The sequence below is a fragment of the Winogradskyella ludwigii genome (assembly GCF_013403985.1).
GTDB lineage: Bacteria > Bacteroidota > Bacteroidia > Flavobacteriales > Flavobacteriaceae > Winogradskyella > Winogradskyella ludwigii.
This window is the reverse complement of sequence record NZ_JABFDF010000006.1, coordinates 123,402-138,620: the sequence shown is the minus strand read 5'-3', so window position 1 is coordinate 138,620 and position 15,219 is coordinate 123,402. Positions and strand designations below refer to the sequence as shown.

General features: G+C 34.9%; 12 protein-coding genes and 1 tRNA gene. 7 read left to right on the top strand and 6 right to left on the bottom strand.

Annotation, left to right across the window (positions count from 1 at the left end; genetic code table 11):
* Positions 1-14: 14 nt before the first annotated feature.
* Complete coding sequence (locus HM981_RS14480; protein WP_179339520.1) at positions 15-452, bottom strand: hypothetical protein; 438 nt, start codon at positions 450-452, stop codon at positions 15-17.
* Between the two features lie 437 nt (positions 453-889).
* On the opposite strand from HM981_RS14480, the gene HM981_RS14475 reads away from it, so the two are divergent.
* From HM981_RS14475 to HM981_RS14455, 5 genes are all read left to right on the top strand, one after another.
* Positions 890-2,410: an alkaline phosphatase PhoX gene (locus HM981_RS14475; RefSeq protein ID WP_179339519.1), complete on the top strand. Its 1,521-nt coding sequence runs from the start codon at positions 890-892 to the stop codon at positions 2,408-2,410.
* A gap of 12 nt (positions 2,411-2,422) precedes the next feature.
* Positions 2,423-4,231, top strand: a complete 1,809-nt coding sequence (locus HM981_RS14470) for a cytochrome-c peroxidase (RefSeq protein WP_246286287.1) — start codon at positions 2,423-2,425, stop codon at positions 4,229-4,231.
* 185 nt (positions 4,232-4,416) lie between these two features.
* A complete protein-coding gene (locus HM981_RS14465) occupies positions 4,417-4,779 on the top strand; it encodes a hypothetical protein (protein ID WP_179339518.1) in 363 nt (120 codons plus the stop codon).
* 272 nt (positions 4,780-5,051) lie between these two features.
* A complete protein-coding gene (locus HM981_RS14460) occupies positions 5,052-6,689 on the top strand; it encodes a tetratricopeptide repeat protein (RefSeq protein ID WP_179339517.1) in 1,638 nt (545 codons plus the stop codon).
* A gap of 106 nt (positions 6,690-6,795) precedes the next feature.
* Positions 6,796-9,099: a VPS10 domain-containing protein gene (locus HM981_RS14455; protein WP_179339516.1), complete on the top strand. Its 2,304-nt coding sequence runs from the start codon at positions 6,796-6,798 to the stop codon at positions 9,097-9,099.
* A 397-nt stretch (positions 9,100-9,496) separates the two neighbouring features.
* Here the strand turns inward: HM981_RS14455 and HM981_RS14450 are convergent.
* Positions 9,497-9,570: transfer RNA gene (locus HM981_RS14450), tRNA-Met, on the bottom strand.
* Between the two features lie 182 nt (positions 9,571-9,752).
* On the opposite strand from HM981_RS14450, the gene HM981_RS14445 reads away from it, so the two are divergent.
* Both HM981_RS14445 and HM981_RS14440 read left to right on the top strand, forming a co-directional pair.
* Complete coding sequence (locus HM981_RS14445) at positions 9,753-10,145, top strand: START-like domain-containing protein (protein ID WP_179339515.1); 393 nt, start codon at positions 9,753-9,755, stop codon at positions 10,143-10,145.
* A gap of 68 nt (positions 10,146-10,213) precedes the next feature.
* Complete coding sequence (locus HM981_RS14440) at positions 10,214-11,065, top strand: aminotransferase class IV (RefSeq protein ID WP_179339514.1); 852 nt, start codon at positions 10,214-10,216, stop codon at positions 11,063-11,065.
* A gap of 14 nt (positions 11,066-11,079) precedes the next feature.
* Here HM981_RS14440 and HM981_RS14435 read toward each other — a convergent pair whose 3' ends face one another.
* The 4 genes from HM981_RS14435 to HM981_RS14420 form a co-directional block, all read right to left on the bottom strand.
* Positions 11,080-11,634 (bottom strand): YqgE/AlgH family protein, encoded by a 555-nt coding sequence (locus tag HM981_RS14435; RefSeq protein ID WP_179339513.1) that lies wholly within the window; start codon positions 11,632-11,634, stop codon positions 11,080-11,082.
* 261 nt (positions 11,635-11,895) lie between these two features.
* Positions 11,896-12,168, bottom strand: coding sequence for an HU family DNA-binding protein (locus HM981_RS14430; RefSeq protein WP_179339512.1), 273 nt, complete (start codon positions 12,166-12,168; stop codon positions 11,896-11,898).
* 197 nt (positions 12,169-12,365) lie between these two features.
* Positions 12,366-13,325 carry a methionyl-tRNA formyltransferase gene (fmt, locus tag HM981_RS14425; RefSeq protein WP_179339511.1) on the bottom strand — a complete coding sequence of 320 codons (960 nt, stop codon included), beginning with the start codon at positions 13,323-13,325 and terminating at the stop codon, positions 12,366-12,368.
* Positions 13,315-15,216, bottom strand: a complete 1,902-nt coding sequence (locus HM981_RS14420) for a RecQ family ATP-dependent DNA helicase (RefSeq protein WP_179339510.1) — start codon at positions 15,214-15,216, stop codon at positions 13,315-13,317. The genes fmt and HM981_RS14420 overlap by 11 nt, the downstream gene beginning before the upstream one ends.
* Positions 15,217-15,219: the final 3 nt, after the last annotated feature.

Here is a 15,219-nt window from a genome sequence, read left to right as displayed (position 1 = left end):
AGGTGCAACTAACGCTAATCATTAGCATGAGCCCATGCCTTATAAAGCTCAAACTGCTCATCATCGAGAATATCCTCTAAGATGTTAGCTTCAGTCACAATACGGTCGTCAGCAGATAGACTTTCATAGGGATTCTCGGTATCAGAACTCATATAATTAGAGAGCGCTGTTTCATAACGCTCTTGTTGGGCTTCGCTAAGTTTAAATTGCGCATATAAGCGCATTTGGCGTTCTGGATCATTGAGGTTCCAGTTTGGGTCTATATCACCCGTTTTTTCTTTGTAAGTATATGTATCTTTTTCAAAATTACCTTCCTGTTTATAATTCCGAGTATCGGTGAGTTCTTCGTTCATAGGATTTCTAGTATCCGTACTTTCTTTTGAGGTCTCATTTTTACACGAGAAGGAAACAGTTAGTAACGCTAAGGCTACAATATAATAAGTCGTTTTCATAAGATTATAATTTAAAATGCAGTCTAAAGGTAGTGGTAATGGGAGCATTGTTTTAACTCAAACCATTTAGATCTTAGTCATTTAGGTTTAATTAGCTTTTTGTTTGTCTATAATGGCATTACGCTAACCATCATTGTGAGGGAAGACTCTGTAGCGATGAACGATGAAAAAGCAAACCGTACGGCATTACAAACTCAAAAGCCTTAAGGGATACATTAGAGTTGTTAGGTGAGATAAGCACACTAAAAGGTATAGTATGTCTCCTTAATTTTAAGATAACATTAGGGTTTAAAATGGAAGGTGTTGGTAATAGTATCTTAATACCGTTAACGCTAAGGTAGCGGTAATTTAATAAAACGGTTTTTATTAATTAACAGGGTTATAGAAGGCTAAAATTAGCTTTGTGGACACATTATAACCACTAACAACCTTAAATTATGAACAAAATTATTAAACTATTTTTATTAGCATTTATTATTACAGCATCAGGCGCACTTGCAGTGAGTTGTGACGTTGAAGATGGAAAGGACGGCATTGATGGTGTTGACGGATCGGATGGTTCAGACGGCATAGACGGAGAAGATGGTAGCGATGCTTCTGTGTATTTAGCGTCATCAAAAACACCTAGCTTCTTAAAGGTGACAGATCAGTTTATTAACCTAAGAATTTCTACACTTTTAACCTCAGAAGATATCATTCCAAATACTCCTAACTTTATTTATGGGTCTATGGCAGATGGTGCAGGATTAATTAATAATGGTGATAATACTTTTACATTAATTAATAATATTGAGGCTGATTATTCTATAGCGAGAATTATGTTAAACGAAAATCTAAGACCATATAATGGTGAATATATTTTGAATGCTACAGCAACTGCTGAAACAGCTATGTGCTCAGGGACTTTAATTACACAAGAAGAGCATGGATTTGGACCATTGTACCTTTCAGGAGGAGAATGGGGTGGGGCTTCAAAAGGGGTGTTTGTAACGAATCCAAATAAAAGTGTTGAGGAGGCTAGTGTTGGAGAAACTTTAGCTGCTATGGGGCAATGGTCTACAGAGAACGCTGTTCCTATCGGAAAAGATGCTTACCCAGATAAGACGGTGGTGTTTATTGGGGATGATCATGCAGATAATGATGTGCCTTCAGGTCAATTAGGAATGTATGTTGGTAACCGTGGAGATTTATATGGAGGTCAATTATACGGATTAAAAGTGACAGCTGCTGGTATTGATTTTGAAATGGATATGGAAGAAGGTACATCCTACAGTGCTGAATTTGTACAATTAAATGAAACAGAAATTGATGCTCTAGATGCTGAGGCAAAAACGAAAGGTGTTATGGGATTCTCTAGATTAGAAGATATTGATTGGAGAAGAGGTTCTGCAGCAAACCAAAGAGAAATCTATTTTTGTGTTACAGGGCGTTTCTCTGCTAGTTTAGTAGGAAAAGGATCTGTATTAGGTCGTGTGTACAAGGTAACATTAAATGAAACAGACCCAACAGGTCCTGCAACTATTACGTGTGTATTAGATGGTGATATTGTAGGTGGTACAGCAGATGGATTCCATTCACCAGATAATATTTTAGTGACTGAAAACTACGCTTACATTCAAGAAGATCCAAATGGCTACTTAGATACGTCAATCAATGGTTATGCTAAGCTGTACCAGTACAACCTAAATACAGGGGAATTAAAAACCGTTTTAGAAGCAGACCAAGCGAGAGCAGAAAGTTTAGGATACGGTTCTACTTCTAGTACTTGGGAAATTACAGGTATGATTGATGTCACTGATGTTGTTAATAATGGTGAAAACACGTTTTTAGTGATGACACAAAACCATGGCTGGAATCCTGCTGATGGCACCTCTTTTACAGATCCATTAGCGAATCCTAACTTATCTAATGCTAAAGAAGGTTCAATGCTATACGTTATTAAAGGTTTAGATAGATAATAAAATAACAGCATGAATCATAATATATTTATGAAAGCGAAGACATATACAAAATGTATATGTCTTTTGCTTTTAATTACAGTGTCGTGTAAAAAGCAGACAGAAACCGTAAACGTTGACGCTACCGATCAGAACATAGCCTTGTTTTATAATTCAGAACTAGAGCGTTGCATCACGTATTTAGATTCCATTTCTGTGTCCAAAAATGCAGAAGACCGTATTGCTTATTATAAAAAAGCACGTCAGCATTTTAAAGCGATGGAACCTGTTTTGGCCTCTATAGATAAAAACAACTATAAATCTCTAAATGCTCCAAATATTTTACAAGTTCAAGAAGAGGATTTAACCGATGTGAAGATTAGAAAACCGTTCGGTTTTCAGGTGATAGAAGAGTTGTTACACGAGGAGGATGGAGATACTGCATCATTACACAATGCCTTAACAATTACGTCTGATCGCTTGAAGTTGTTACAGCGCAATACACATATCAAATTAAAAGACTACCATCTGATTTGGTTGCTTAGAGATCAGATAATGAGAACCGCAGCTACAGGTATCACAGGATTTGATTCCCCCGTTTTAGGGCAAGCCTTAACTGAAAGTCAGTATACCACCCAGACGCTTATAGCGTTGATAGATATTTGTAAAGATAAGTTTAGCTCTAAAGCTATTTATGAAGACTTGAGAGCGTCCTTTGTAGAAGGGATTGCTGCGCTTGATTCTGATTTTGATACGTTTGATCGCTTTGGGTTTATAAAGAATTACACTGATCCCCAATTAAAGTTAATATTGAAAACTCAGGAAGACTGGAACGTTTCATTTCCATTTGAAATGGCCATTTCCAATAACACGTCGTCCTTTTTTGGTGCCAATACGGTGAATGTGTTATATTTTTCAGACTATAAGAGTGATACGCTTCACTTAAAACAAAAGGAGATCTTTGGAAAGGCACTTTTTAATGACCAAGCCCTATCTAGAAGTAATGAGATGGCCTGTGCAAGTTGCCATATTAAAGAAAAGGCGTTTACCGATGGTAGAACGACTTTTGATGCCCGACAAGTAAGAAATTCACCAACGCTTACTTACAGTGCTTATCAACAATCGTTTTTTATGGATGGCCGTGCAGGAAGTTTAGAAGGACAAGTTGTAGGTGTTGCCGAAAATCATGATGAATTTAATTTACCAATGGATTCTATCGTTAATCGTGTATTACAAAATCCAACATACAAAGCGGCTATAGATAGTTTGTATGGTAGCAAACGTATTGATTTTAACATCAGACATGCTATTGCAAGTTATGTGCGTAGTTTAAATGGTTTCGATTCTAAATTTGATAAGAATATAGAAGGCATCGCATCCTCTTTAACAGCCCAAGAAAAGCAAGGGTTTAATCTGTTTATGGGGAAGGCTGCTTGTGCCACTTGTCATTTTCCACCATTATTTAATGGTACGGTTCCACCTCATTATAAGGATACAGAGTTAGAATTACTTGGGGTGCCCGGAACAAATGATACTATTAATGCTGTTATTAGTGATGATTTAGGACGTTATAACGTGTTTGGTACCGATCAGAGAAAACACTTTTTTAAAACCCCTACCGTTAGAAATATTAATGTAACAGGTCCTTATATGCATAATGGTGTTTATAAAACCTTGGAAGACGTAGTTGATTTCTATAATCGTGGTGGAGGAAAAGGTATTGGGATTTATGAAGAATTTCAAACCTTACCTTTTGATGAATTAAATCTAACCATAGCGGAGCAAGAAAGCATAGTGGCATTTATGAAAACCTTAACCGATGCTGATTTTATAGTAAAATAAATTATCGTTGATAAGCTTGAATAAGAATGCGGTATCGCTTCATAGGACTTTAAATAAGTGCTATGAAGCGATTTGTTTTTAGGATTGTTGAGGTTTTGAGGTTGGTAGAACTCTATATATGAATTACTTTTGACTAGCGCTAAATAGAAGGACTTAATACCAAAAGAATATAGCTTAAATACCATATGACCATACACGAATTACCAGGCACTTATACTATTATAGGAAGCAACCAAGATGAAGACGGTGTCGCTTACAAAGGGCTATTAGAATTAGCCTTAAATCAAAACAATAGAATAGAGGCGACGTGGTTGATTAATGATAGCCAAGCCCAATTAGGCACTGGGTTTTTTAAGGATAACATCTTAGTTATTAATTTTAATTATAAGGGAGATGATGCTCATATATATAAAGGTGTTGTAGTTTACAAATGCATTACTAAAGATTTGTTAGATGGTTTTTGGTCTGAGAAACATGGCAATCCATTGTATCTTGGAGAAGAACGTTGTTATAGGGTAGGGACTGAACAGCTTGAGTTGGTGAATTGAGGTTTTGTTTTTTTCTGCTACGTGTAGCCGCTTATTAAACTTATGAAGTTAACGCGTAAGTTAGGAACCCTAATTCGTTTTACAAAAGAGATTCACAGCTACGCTGCAATTGGGGTATAGATATACGACTATTATAACTTACATTAAGTGTATAACGTTATGCCACCCTATAGAAAAAGGGACTGAGGGTACAGTCGCGTTTTTCCTTGAACTAAAAAAAAACTATATTTATCGCTTTAGTTATAAGCTAAGGATTCACAGGTACACAAGGTATGAAGCGTATTGTTCAGAGTATAGTTATTCTTTTTGGTCTTATTCTTAGTGCGCAACAAACAGAACGCTTAGACAGTTTGTTACTTGAAGGCATTACTGCTCGAAGCAATAAGGACTATGCAAGCTCTTTAGAACTATTAACAGAAGTCCGCACTGTTGCCGAAGACAACCATTGGTACAAACAACAGTTTTTGGCGTTAAATAATATTGGAGCCAATTACTATTCCATGTTAGATTACGGTGAGGCGCTAGACAATTATTTAGAAGCTTATACCATTGCTTTAAAACACCTCGATGAAAACGAGGAAATGACGGTTTTAAACAATATTGCTATTTTGTATAGCAAAGAAGGTGAGCCAGAGAAAGCGGAAGCCTATTTTTACAAGGCGTATCTCATGGCAATAGAACACGACGATACGATTAAAACAGGACTTTATGCGGTTAATTTAGGACTTGCTGCTAATGAACTCAATAAATTAGATGAAGCCCTAGCGTATTTAGAGGAAGCAAAAGAACGTCTTAAAGGTCGTGCTAACTTAATACTTTTAGTAGATATTGCATTGGCTGAAAACCATTATAAGCGTGGTGATTTAGATACGGCCGAAACCTTGGCTAAAACACTATTGCCGAGTTTAAGCGCTATAGAATTTACCGAAGAAAAGATCTCTACACTTACCGTATTGTCTAATGTATATCAAGAAAGGGGAGATCTCAATACCGCTATTACCTATGCAGAAGCGGCGCGTGAAGCAGCTATAAATCCAGATCTTAAAATCTCAACCTATGAGCAATTGTCCAAACTGTATAAAGCCAAAGGCTTAATGGAGGCTGCGCTTGTTGCCAAAGACTCTATCATAGCACTAAATGAAACCCTGTCAACGATTAAGAATGGGCGCTTTTTTGAGGCGAATAAGGTGAAGTTTGAAATTGCTAACTACCGTCGGGAATTACAACAAAGTAGCGCAGAGCAACGCGAAGAACGTGCACGACTCTATACCTTGTTAGGCTTTTGTGCTTTGGTTATTGTGTTAATATCTTGGGCCTTGCGGAATAGTTTTATTAAGAACAAGCAGCGCAAAATACTACACGACCGAAGTCAGGAAATTATAGCCTTAGAACTCGAAAAAGAGAAGAGCGATAACTTGGTGTTAGAAAAGCAATTGCATGCTAAAGAGGCCTTTTTATTGTTAGAACAAGAAAAGCTTAAAAACGAAATTGAAACGCAAAACCAAAAATTAGCAGCAAAAGCGCTACAAATATCGAGTAGGAATGAACTGCTAAAGGACGTGATTAATTCATTGTCGAGCCAAAGCGAAATTTCTAAAAATGTCTTTCTCAATCAGAAAATTAAAGAGCTCAAAAGTTTACTAAAAAACGATAATGAATGGGAAAGCTTCTTAAAACATTTTGAAGAAGTCAACCAAAATTTTATTTCCGAACTCAAACGACGCCACCCAGAATTAACAGCAAATGACATCCGTTACATCAGTTATTTGTATATGGATCTTACCAATAAAGAGATTTCGTCGCTCTTTAATATCACCGCTGTCGCCTCTAGAAAGCGAAAAGAACGGATAAGTCAAAAAATGGGACTCTCTGAAAGTTCAGGATTATATCCTTATTTGTCAGGCATTTAAGTGTTAATGTCACACTTTTTATTGTTACTGTCGCACTAATTGTTTGAAGAATTTAGTAATTGTGATTAGTATTGGAGAATATTGATGTTCACTAAAACGAATCATTATGACAAAAACAATTACACTATTTTTATTGGTACTCGTATTTGCAGTACAGCACGCGTTTGCTCAAGTTGAAATTACAGGTGCTACAGATTACGGTAGAATATTTGATTTAACCTATGATGCTAACATACCCAATAAGATTTACGGAATTACCTTAGGAAACCATATTGTGGTATCTGAAGATAACGGAGCGTCTTGGTCTATTTTGTACTCTTTAGACATCGTAGTAAGTGCAAGAATTGAGCAGTTAAAACTATCAGCCGATGGTACAAAACTTACTTTTTCTATCTATACAGGAACTACTACAGAAAATGCCGTAGTAGTTTATGATTTAGCTACAGCATCTGTGGAAAATGTAATTGCACTACCAAACCAAGTTGATCTTGCTTATGTTGAATCTTACGATTTTTATGATTCCGATATGGACGTTCTGTTAGTTAATACAGGTTTTCCTGTTGGGTTTCTTAATGAGGGCAAAGCCTTTTATACGTCTGATGGAGGTATCACTTGGAATATGATTTATTACACAAATGATTACGATACGGTTTTTTTGAATGAGGTTGCCATAAGTCCTTCAGATCCAGATACTATTTTTTTAGCCAGAGGTAATGGTAGTACGGACATTGATGGCGGTTTATTTGTGTCTACAGATGCAGGGCTAACTTTTACAGAAGCGTTAGCAGGCATCAATTTAAGTGCTATAGCCTTTGATCCTTCAGATGATCAAACGATTTATGTAGGTACAGGTATTAGTTTTGGAACTTCACCAGAAAATTTATATAAATCTACAGACGGAGGTACAACGTTTAGTTTAGTGCCTATTACTTGGACATCAGGTATATTAAACAACATTGTGAAAATTAAATTTAATGATAACAACCCGTCACAGATCATTGTTTTAGAGGAAAATGAATTAGTTATTTCAGAAGATGGAGGTACTACTTTTGTCAATTATGTTTATCCATACGATAACACCGACAGTTACTATTATGGTTTAAATGCCAGCTATAACCCACAGAACTCTGATGAGATTGTGATTAGTTCTAACTATATTCCATTGTTCTCCAACGATGGAGGTGAGACCGTTAGTGCTATTGCTAATCCTTACTTTGTAAGTACAGGTACTAATGCTGTCTTTTCGGATGTTAACAATTCTAGTTTATACTACGGTGTGCAACAAGGTTTGGTACATAGAGACTTAACTACAGGAGAGGATACTCCTTACAATTTGATGCCTTTAAATTCGTTTTCTTCAGGAGGCGCATCCTATTTTGTTGATAACAATGTTGCTAATCGTGTTTTTAGTTTTAGTTCAAGCTTTATAGGAAGTGCTTTTAATATGAGTTCAGATAATGGTTTAAATAATACACAATTGCTAAGTGTGTTTACTAATAGCGTATCTGCTTTGGCTACCTACCCTTCAAATACAGAAACTATGCTTGTGGCTTTTGCAGGCTATGATCCTGGTGAAACACAATTAAAAAAGATTGATTTTAGTGATTTAAATGCTGTTGTAGTTACAGATATTGTTTTACCTACAGTAGATTATATTAACGGTATTGTAATTGATGCCAGTGGTACAATTACCCTCTCTTTAGGCATTGAAGTGTATGTGTCTACAGATGATGGCAGCACTTGGGTGGCGAACACTACAGGCTTAGAAGCTTTAGAAATTACAGATGCCATTCTCGATTTACAGGAAGACCCTCTAACGCCAGGTACTTTTGCTATGGCGACCAATAAAGGTGTTTTTATGTCTACTGATGGTGGTGCTACTTGGGCTCAAAAATCTACAGCTGTTATTTATAAAGTTGCATTTTCAACTGAAACTGTAGGTGCTATGGTAGCGACGACAAATACTAGTATATCTACATTGTTTGAGTTGCATTACTCTACTGATTATGGAGAGACGTGGGCAACACTTTATAACGATCAATTGTTGAGTGTGGGTGCAGCTTCTTCATCTTATAAATTTGAGGATGATTCTGTAACGGTATTTGTTGGTACGTTTGATATTGGACTTATGGAATATAACATAGACCTTGAGGTATTAGGAACACCTGACTTTACAGAAGATGATAATAAGATGGTCATTTACCCTAATCCGACGTCAGGAGTGCTTTACATTCAATTAAAAGATGCTTTTGTTGCTCAAGCTACCGTATATAACTTGTCTGGCTCAAGGGTGATGGACTTTAAAGGAGCAGCAACACTTGATATTTCTAAATTAGCAGCCGGAATTTATGTGTTACGTGTACAAGATTCTAACAATATCGTAGCTTTTAAACGTTTTGCTAAGCATTAATTACTAATTATTCCCTTATTACTAATTGTGCTGCGAGAAAGCCCTCATTATTAATTTATGAGGGTTTTTGATATATATGCGCGTAAGTATTTATTAATATCTTTCTTTCACATTTAGTTTTAATTGGATGGAGATATAAAAGTATCTCCGTAGTAATGTTTTACTTTTTTATAAGTCCATAATGCTGGCGTATTGTTATGGACTTTTTTTATGCTTTTGCGGCTTTGTTTTACTCGTTTAACTTCGCTGAATCTTCTCAAGGTGAGCTATACAATAGTAAAAGTCCGCAATGCTAGCGCATTGCTATGGATTTTTTTTATACTTATACGCTTTGAAGCGCGCTTCAGCGTAACGCATAAAAAAAGTCCAGCACTTTCGTACTAGACTTTTACTGTTGTAGCGAGAACGAGATTTGAACTCGTGACCTCTGGGTTATGAATCCAACGCTCTAACCAACTGAGCTACCTCGCCATAATTAGCAATTACAATATAAAGGTTCAAATTAACACATTTAAACATACACGTATTTGCGGCTGCAAATATAGAAACAATTTCTAGGACAACAAACAATAATTTCTAAAAAAATTAATTTTAGTTTAAAGTTTAAAACTCAAGTATAATTGTATATATTGAGCACATAATATAATGCACTTATGGACGATAAAGAAAAATATGAAATTGAGTTTGTGATTCAGGCATCACCAGCACTAATATATACTTATATATCAACACCTTCAGGCTTATCAGAATGGTTTGCAGACAACGTAAATTCTCGTGGAGAACTGTTTACTTTTATCTGGGATGGCTCAGAAGAACAAGCAAAATTGTTGAGTAAGAAAACTGGCGAACGAATTAAGTTTCGTTGGGTAAGTGATGACGAAGAAGGGGCTTCATGCTACTTTGAGATAAGAATACAGGTCGATGAAATCACGAAAGACGTCTCTTTAATGATAACTGACTTTGCGGAAGAAGACGAAATTGAAGAAGGAAAGATGCTTTGGGAGAATCAAATTTCTAGCCTTAAACAAGTTTTAGGTTCTGCATAAGCGCTAAGAAAATAATCTATCATATCTTTGTCTCGATTTAATTTTAAAACTAAATCGAGACTTTTTTTATGATAAATTTCAACGGTACATTACTTTCGGAAGCAGATTCAAAACTCACAGTTAACAATAGAGGTTACAAATATGGTGATGCCCTTTTTGAAACCTTAAAAGTGGTTAATGGTAAAATCTTTTTTTGGGAAGATCATTATTTTAGACTCATGTCGTCTATGCGTATTCTTAGAATGGATATTCCAATGAACTTCACTATGGAATTCCTTGAAGCAGAAATCTTAAAAACATTAGAAGCGAACAATTTATTACATGCTGCTGCTCGTATTAGACTGAATGTAGATAGAGGTGAAGGAGGTAAGTATTTGCCATCAGATACAGCACAAGTTGTTTTTAATATTAGTGCAGAACCGCATCAGAATCCATTTTACACCATTGATGCTAACGCCAACTGTATTGTAGATTTATATAAAGATTATTTTGTAGCTCCGGGATTACTTTCAGGATTGAAATCTAATAATAAAGCCATTCAGGTAATTGGTAGTATTTACGCTCAGGAAAATGATTTAGATAATTGCCTAATCCTTAATACAGACAAAAATGTTATTGAAGCCTTAAATGGGAATTTATTCTTGGTAAAAGGAGATACCATTAAAACACCTCCTTTAGCAGAAGGTTGTCTAAAAGGTGTTATGCGAAAGCAAATACTAGAACTGTTGTCAAAAGACGTAAATGTAGTTGTAGAAGAGGCGTCTATTAGTCCGTTTGAACTTCAAAAAGCAGACGAATTATTTATAACTAATGTCATAAAGGGAATAATTCCAATTACTAAGTATCGTAAAAAGGACTATGGAAGTGATTTTGCGCAGAGCATCATAACAAAGCTTAATGCAAAGTTGAGGTTAATATAGTTTAGTTAAGGGTACTAATTATAACTAGGATCTTCAGGAGCATTAGACCAAATACTATAGTCACCACCAAGTTCTAACATTTTTTCGCGCCAGAAAGAGTTACACGACTTTGAAATAATCTCTTTATTGTAGATGTTTTCAGAAATTAACCATGCGTTAGACTTTAGTTCGTTGTCTAATTGCTGCTCGTCCCAACCAGAATAGCCTAAAAAGAAGCGAATATCATTACTAGAAATTTCACCATTATTAATTAAGTCCAGCACAACTTTAAAGTCTCCTCCCCAAAATATACCATTAGATATTTCTACGCTATTAGGTATTAATATAGGTGATTTATGAATAAAATAAAGATTGTCTTGTTCTACAGGTCCACCATTATAAACAGGAAACTCAGACTCTGTACCTTCAATAAGATCTTTAAGGTTATAATCTAAAGGCTTGTTTAAAATAAAGCCAACAGAACCTAGCGCGTTGTGATCTGCTAAAAGAATCACTGCACGATTAAATGAAATGTCACCGATAATAGATGGTTCGGCAATCAGTAAATTGCCTTTTTCGGGTTTGCTCATTTTGGTTTTAATATTTTAAATATTACTAAATCTATGTTTTTTTTGTTAAAAAAACAACAAATACTTATTTTAATATATCATTTATCTTGAGTAATCGTTGAAATGAGATTTATGTACTTGTTGCTAATTTCAGTTATTAGAAGGGGTTAATTCTATAAAATGAATAAATTTTTATAATTGAATGGATTCCGTATTTGTTAAAATTTAAACATAAAAAAACCCGCTCTAAGAGCAGGTTCAGTATGTTAAACAAAAAGATGTTTAGTTTACAGCACTACTTAAGTCAGAACCTGCCTTAAATTTTACTACATTTTTTGCTTTGATTTGTATAGTCTTTCCTGTTTGTGGGTTTCTTCCGTCTCTTGCAGCTCTTCTAGATACTGACCAAGAACCAAATCCTACTAAAGATACTCTGTTACCTTTTTGTAAAGATCCTTCGATGTCAACTAATAAAGAATCTAATGCTTTTTTTGCTGCTGCTTTAGTAATACCAGCATTCTCAGCCATTCCGTTGATTAAATCTGTTTTGTTCATAAAATATAAGTTTTAAATTATTAAAAAATCGGTTTTAAAATTTTAGTTCTTAAAATCGTTTAGACAAAATTATTAGGAATATTAAGCTACACAAGTAATAGCAAGGGAAATACGGCTTTTTGTTAATAACTTGCGGCAATTGTTAATAAAGGCTATGCGTTTCGTCGATTTTTCATAAAACCAATGGTAATAAGGGTTTACAGCAGTTTTGCCGATTCAGAAAAATTAAACCCGTTTAAAAGAGATTTCACCTCCATTTTTCGCTTTCCTGGAAGTTGTATTTCTAGGATATTTATATAACCACCTTTACATGCGACTTTTAACTCATTTTTGGATGCTATTAATTTTCCAACTTCGTAATCATGTTTTTCTTCTAACTTTTCTACACCATAAATTTTTACACTTAATGGCTTTTTATCATCATTTTCTAAATAACACCAAGCTGCAGGAAATGGATTTAATCCTCTAATTTTATTAAATACCGTATCAATAGGAAGCGACCAATCTATTTTACAATTATCTCTGTTAAGCTTGTAAGCGGTCTTTAAATCTTCTGTTTGAGGCTGAATTACGGTGGCTACAGCATCGTTTTCAATTTGCGCAACGGTTTTAACAACGAGTTCACTTCCTATAGCCATTAATTCGTCATGCAATTCGCCAACAGTCGTATTTGTTCCTATTTCAGTTTCCTGATGTTGTATAATGGCTCCAGTATCAATTTTTTCATCAATAAAAAATGTTGTCACTCCTGTTTTTGTTTCACCATTAATTATAGCCCAATGAATTGGTGCAGCACCTCTATATTGCGGTAATAGAGACGCGTGAAGATTAAACGTACCAAACGCTGGCATTTGCCAAACTACTTTTGGTAACATTCTAAATGCCACTATAATTTGTAAATTGGCGTTTAAAGCTTTCAACTCACTTAAAAAAGATTCAGCTTTTAAATTTGTAGGTTGTAAAATGTTTAAATCGTTGTCTAAAGCAAATTGTTTTACTGCAGAAGCCCGTAATTTTTGTCCACGTCCTGCAGGTTTATCTGGCGCAGTAATAACACCAACAACTTTATAATTGTGGTCTATAAGAGTTTTTAAAGTGGCAACAGCAAAATCTGGTGTTCCCATGAATACAATGCGTAAATCACGTTTATTTGTCATGCAATATGTAAGTGTTAGCTGGTGTTAATTCTATTTTTCTGAGTTCTATTAATTCTGAAATACTTTTAAGAAGCGCTTGTTCAGAACATGAAATAAGCTGCAATAATTGTCGCGAAGATAATGCTTGCGTTTCTAATTGTTTTATAATTTGAAGTGAAACAGGTGCTGTTGAAGTATTGGCTGTTTTTGAAGCTTTTGCGATACAAACCGAACATTTACCACAGGTTTTGTTCGATTTTTCTCCAAAATAAAGTAGGAGTTGAAGACTTCTACAAACCGAATCATTTTGTATATAATGTAAAACAGATTCAATTTGTTGGTGTTTCAACATATGTTGCTGTTCAATAGTTTTTGCAATCGGGTTTATAGTAATAGCATCTTCTCTAGGTTTTAAAAACGTAATTTCAGAATCTGTATTTGCCATTTGTAAACTGATGACTTCGTCTTTTTCTAAACGTTGTAATTGAGTTATAGCTTGTTGTTCTGGTAAATTGGCTTTTTTTGTTACTAAACCAAGATTTACTTTCGTTTCATAATCAAAAATTCCGCCATAAGTTCTTAACAGTACTTTGGTTAAAATATTTAAATCCTTATGTGTTTCTAAATACTTAAACAAAACAGCATTAGTGGTTATAAACTGAATTTTGGTTCTAAAATTAAAGTGTTGTGTGAGTGTAATAATTGCATTTCTATCTAATAGTAGTAACGCATTATAAGTAATACTTGCTTTTAATTTATAATGACTACAAAAGGATTTAAAATCGAATTGATGTAAGGTATTTTCTCCTTCACCATAAGATATTTGAAAATAATTACAAAGCCTATTATAAACCGTTTTTACAAAAGCAACGGAAGGGAGTGTACTTAGAAACTGACTTCGAAGCCGGTCTTCATCTATATGTTGTTTTAAAATAATGGCATGTGCTAATTCGCCATTTCTACCAGCTCTACCAGCTTCTTGGTAATAGCTTTCTAAACTTTCGGGTAAATTAAAATGAATAACCGTTTTTACGTTGGCTTTGTCAATACCCATTCCAAAAGCGGTTGTTGCCACCATAATTTCTTTCTGGCCATTGGTCCATTGATGCAAACGGTCTTGCTTTTCTTTATTGGTAATACCTCCATGATAAAACGTGGAAGAAAACCCTTTAGCAGTTAAGAAATTATGAATATCAGTAGTTGCTCTTCTGTTTCTGACATATACAATTGAAGATCCAGAATAGGTTGTTAAAAGGTGTTCTAGCTGAAATAATTTATCATCAGTATGCTTAACATTATATGCAATATTTGGTCTCGCAAAAGACGCTTTATAGATTTTGGGATTGATGAAGTCTAGATTTTCAACAATATCTTCAACCACATTATGTTTTGCAGTAGCTGTTAAAGCAATACAATTCACATGCGGATGCATTTCTCGTAATATTGAAATATTCTTGTAAGCTGGCCTGAAATCATTTCCCCACTGACTTATACAGTGCGCTTCGTCTACAGCAATTAAGTTCACTTTCATTTGCTGAATCCGCTCTTGTACTAACGTTTGTTGTAAGCGTTCTGGTGAGAGGTATAAAAATTTGTAATTGCCGTAAATACAATTGTCTAATTGGGTGTCTAGATCTTTGTAAGATATACCAGAAGTTAATGCTATTGCTTTAATGCCTTTAACTTTTAAGGTATTAACTTGGTCTTTCATTAAAGCCACTAAAGGAGAAACAACAATACAAATACCATCTTGAATTAAAGCCGGAATTTGAAAACAAATCGATTTTCCACCTCCAGTTGGTAATAACGCAAACGTATCATCGCGTTCTAAAACCGATGTTATAATTTCTTCTTGAAACGGTCTAAAGGATGTATGATTCCAGTATCGCTCTAAAACTTCTATAGGATGCATTAT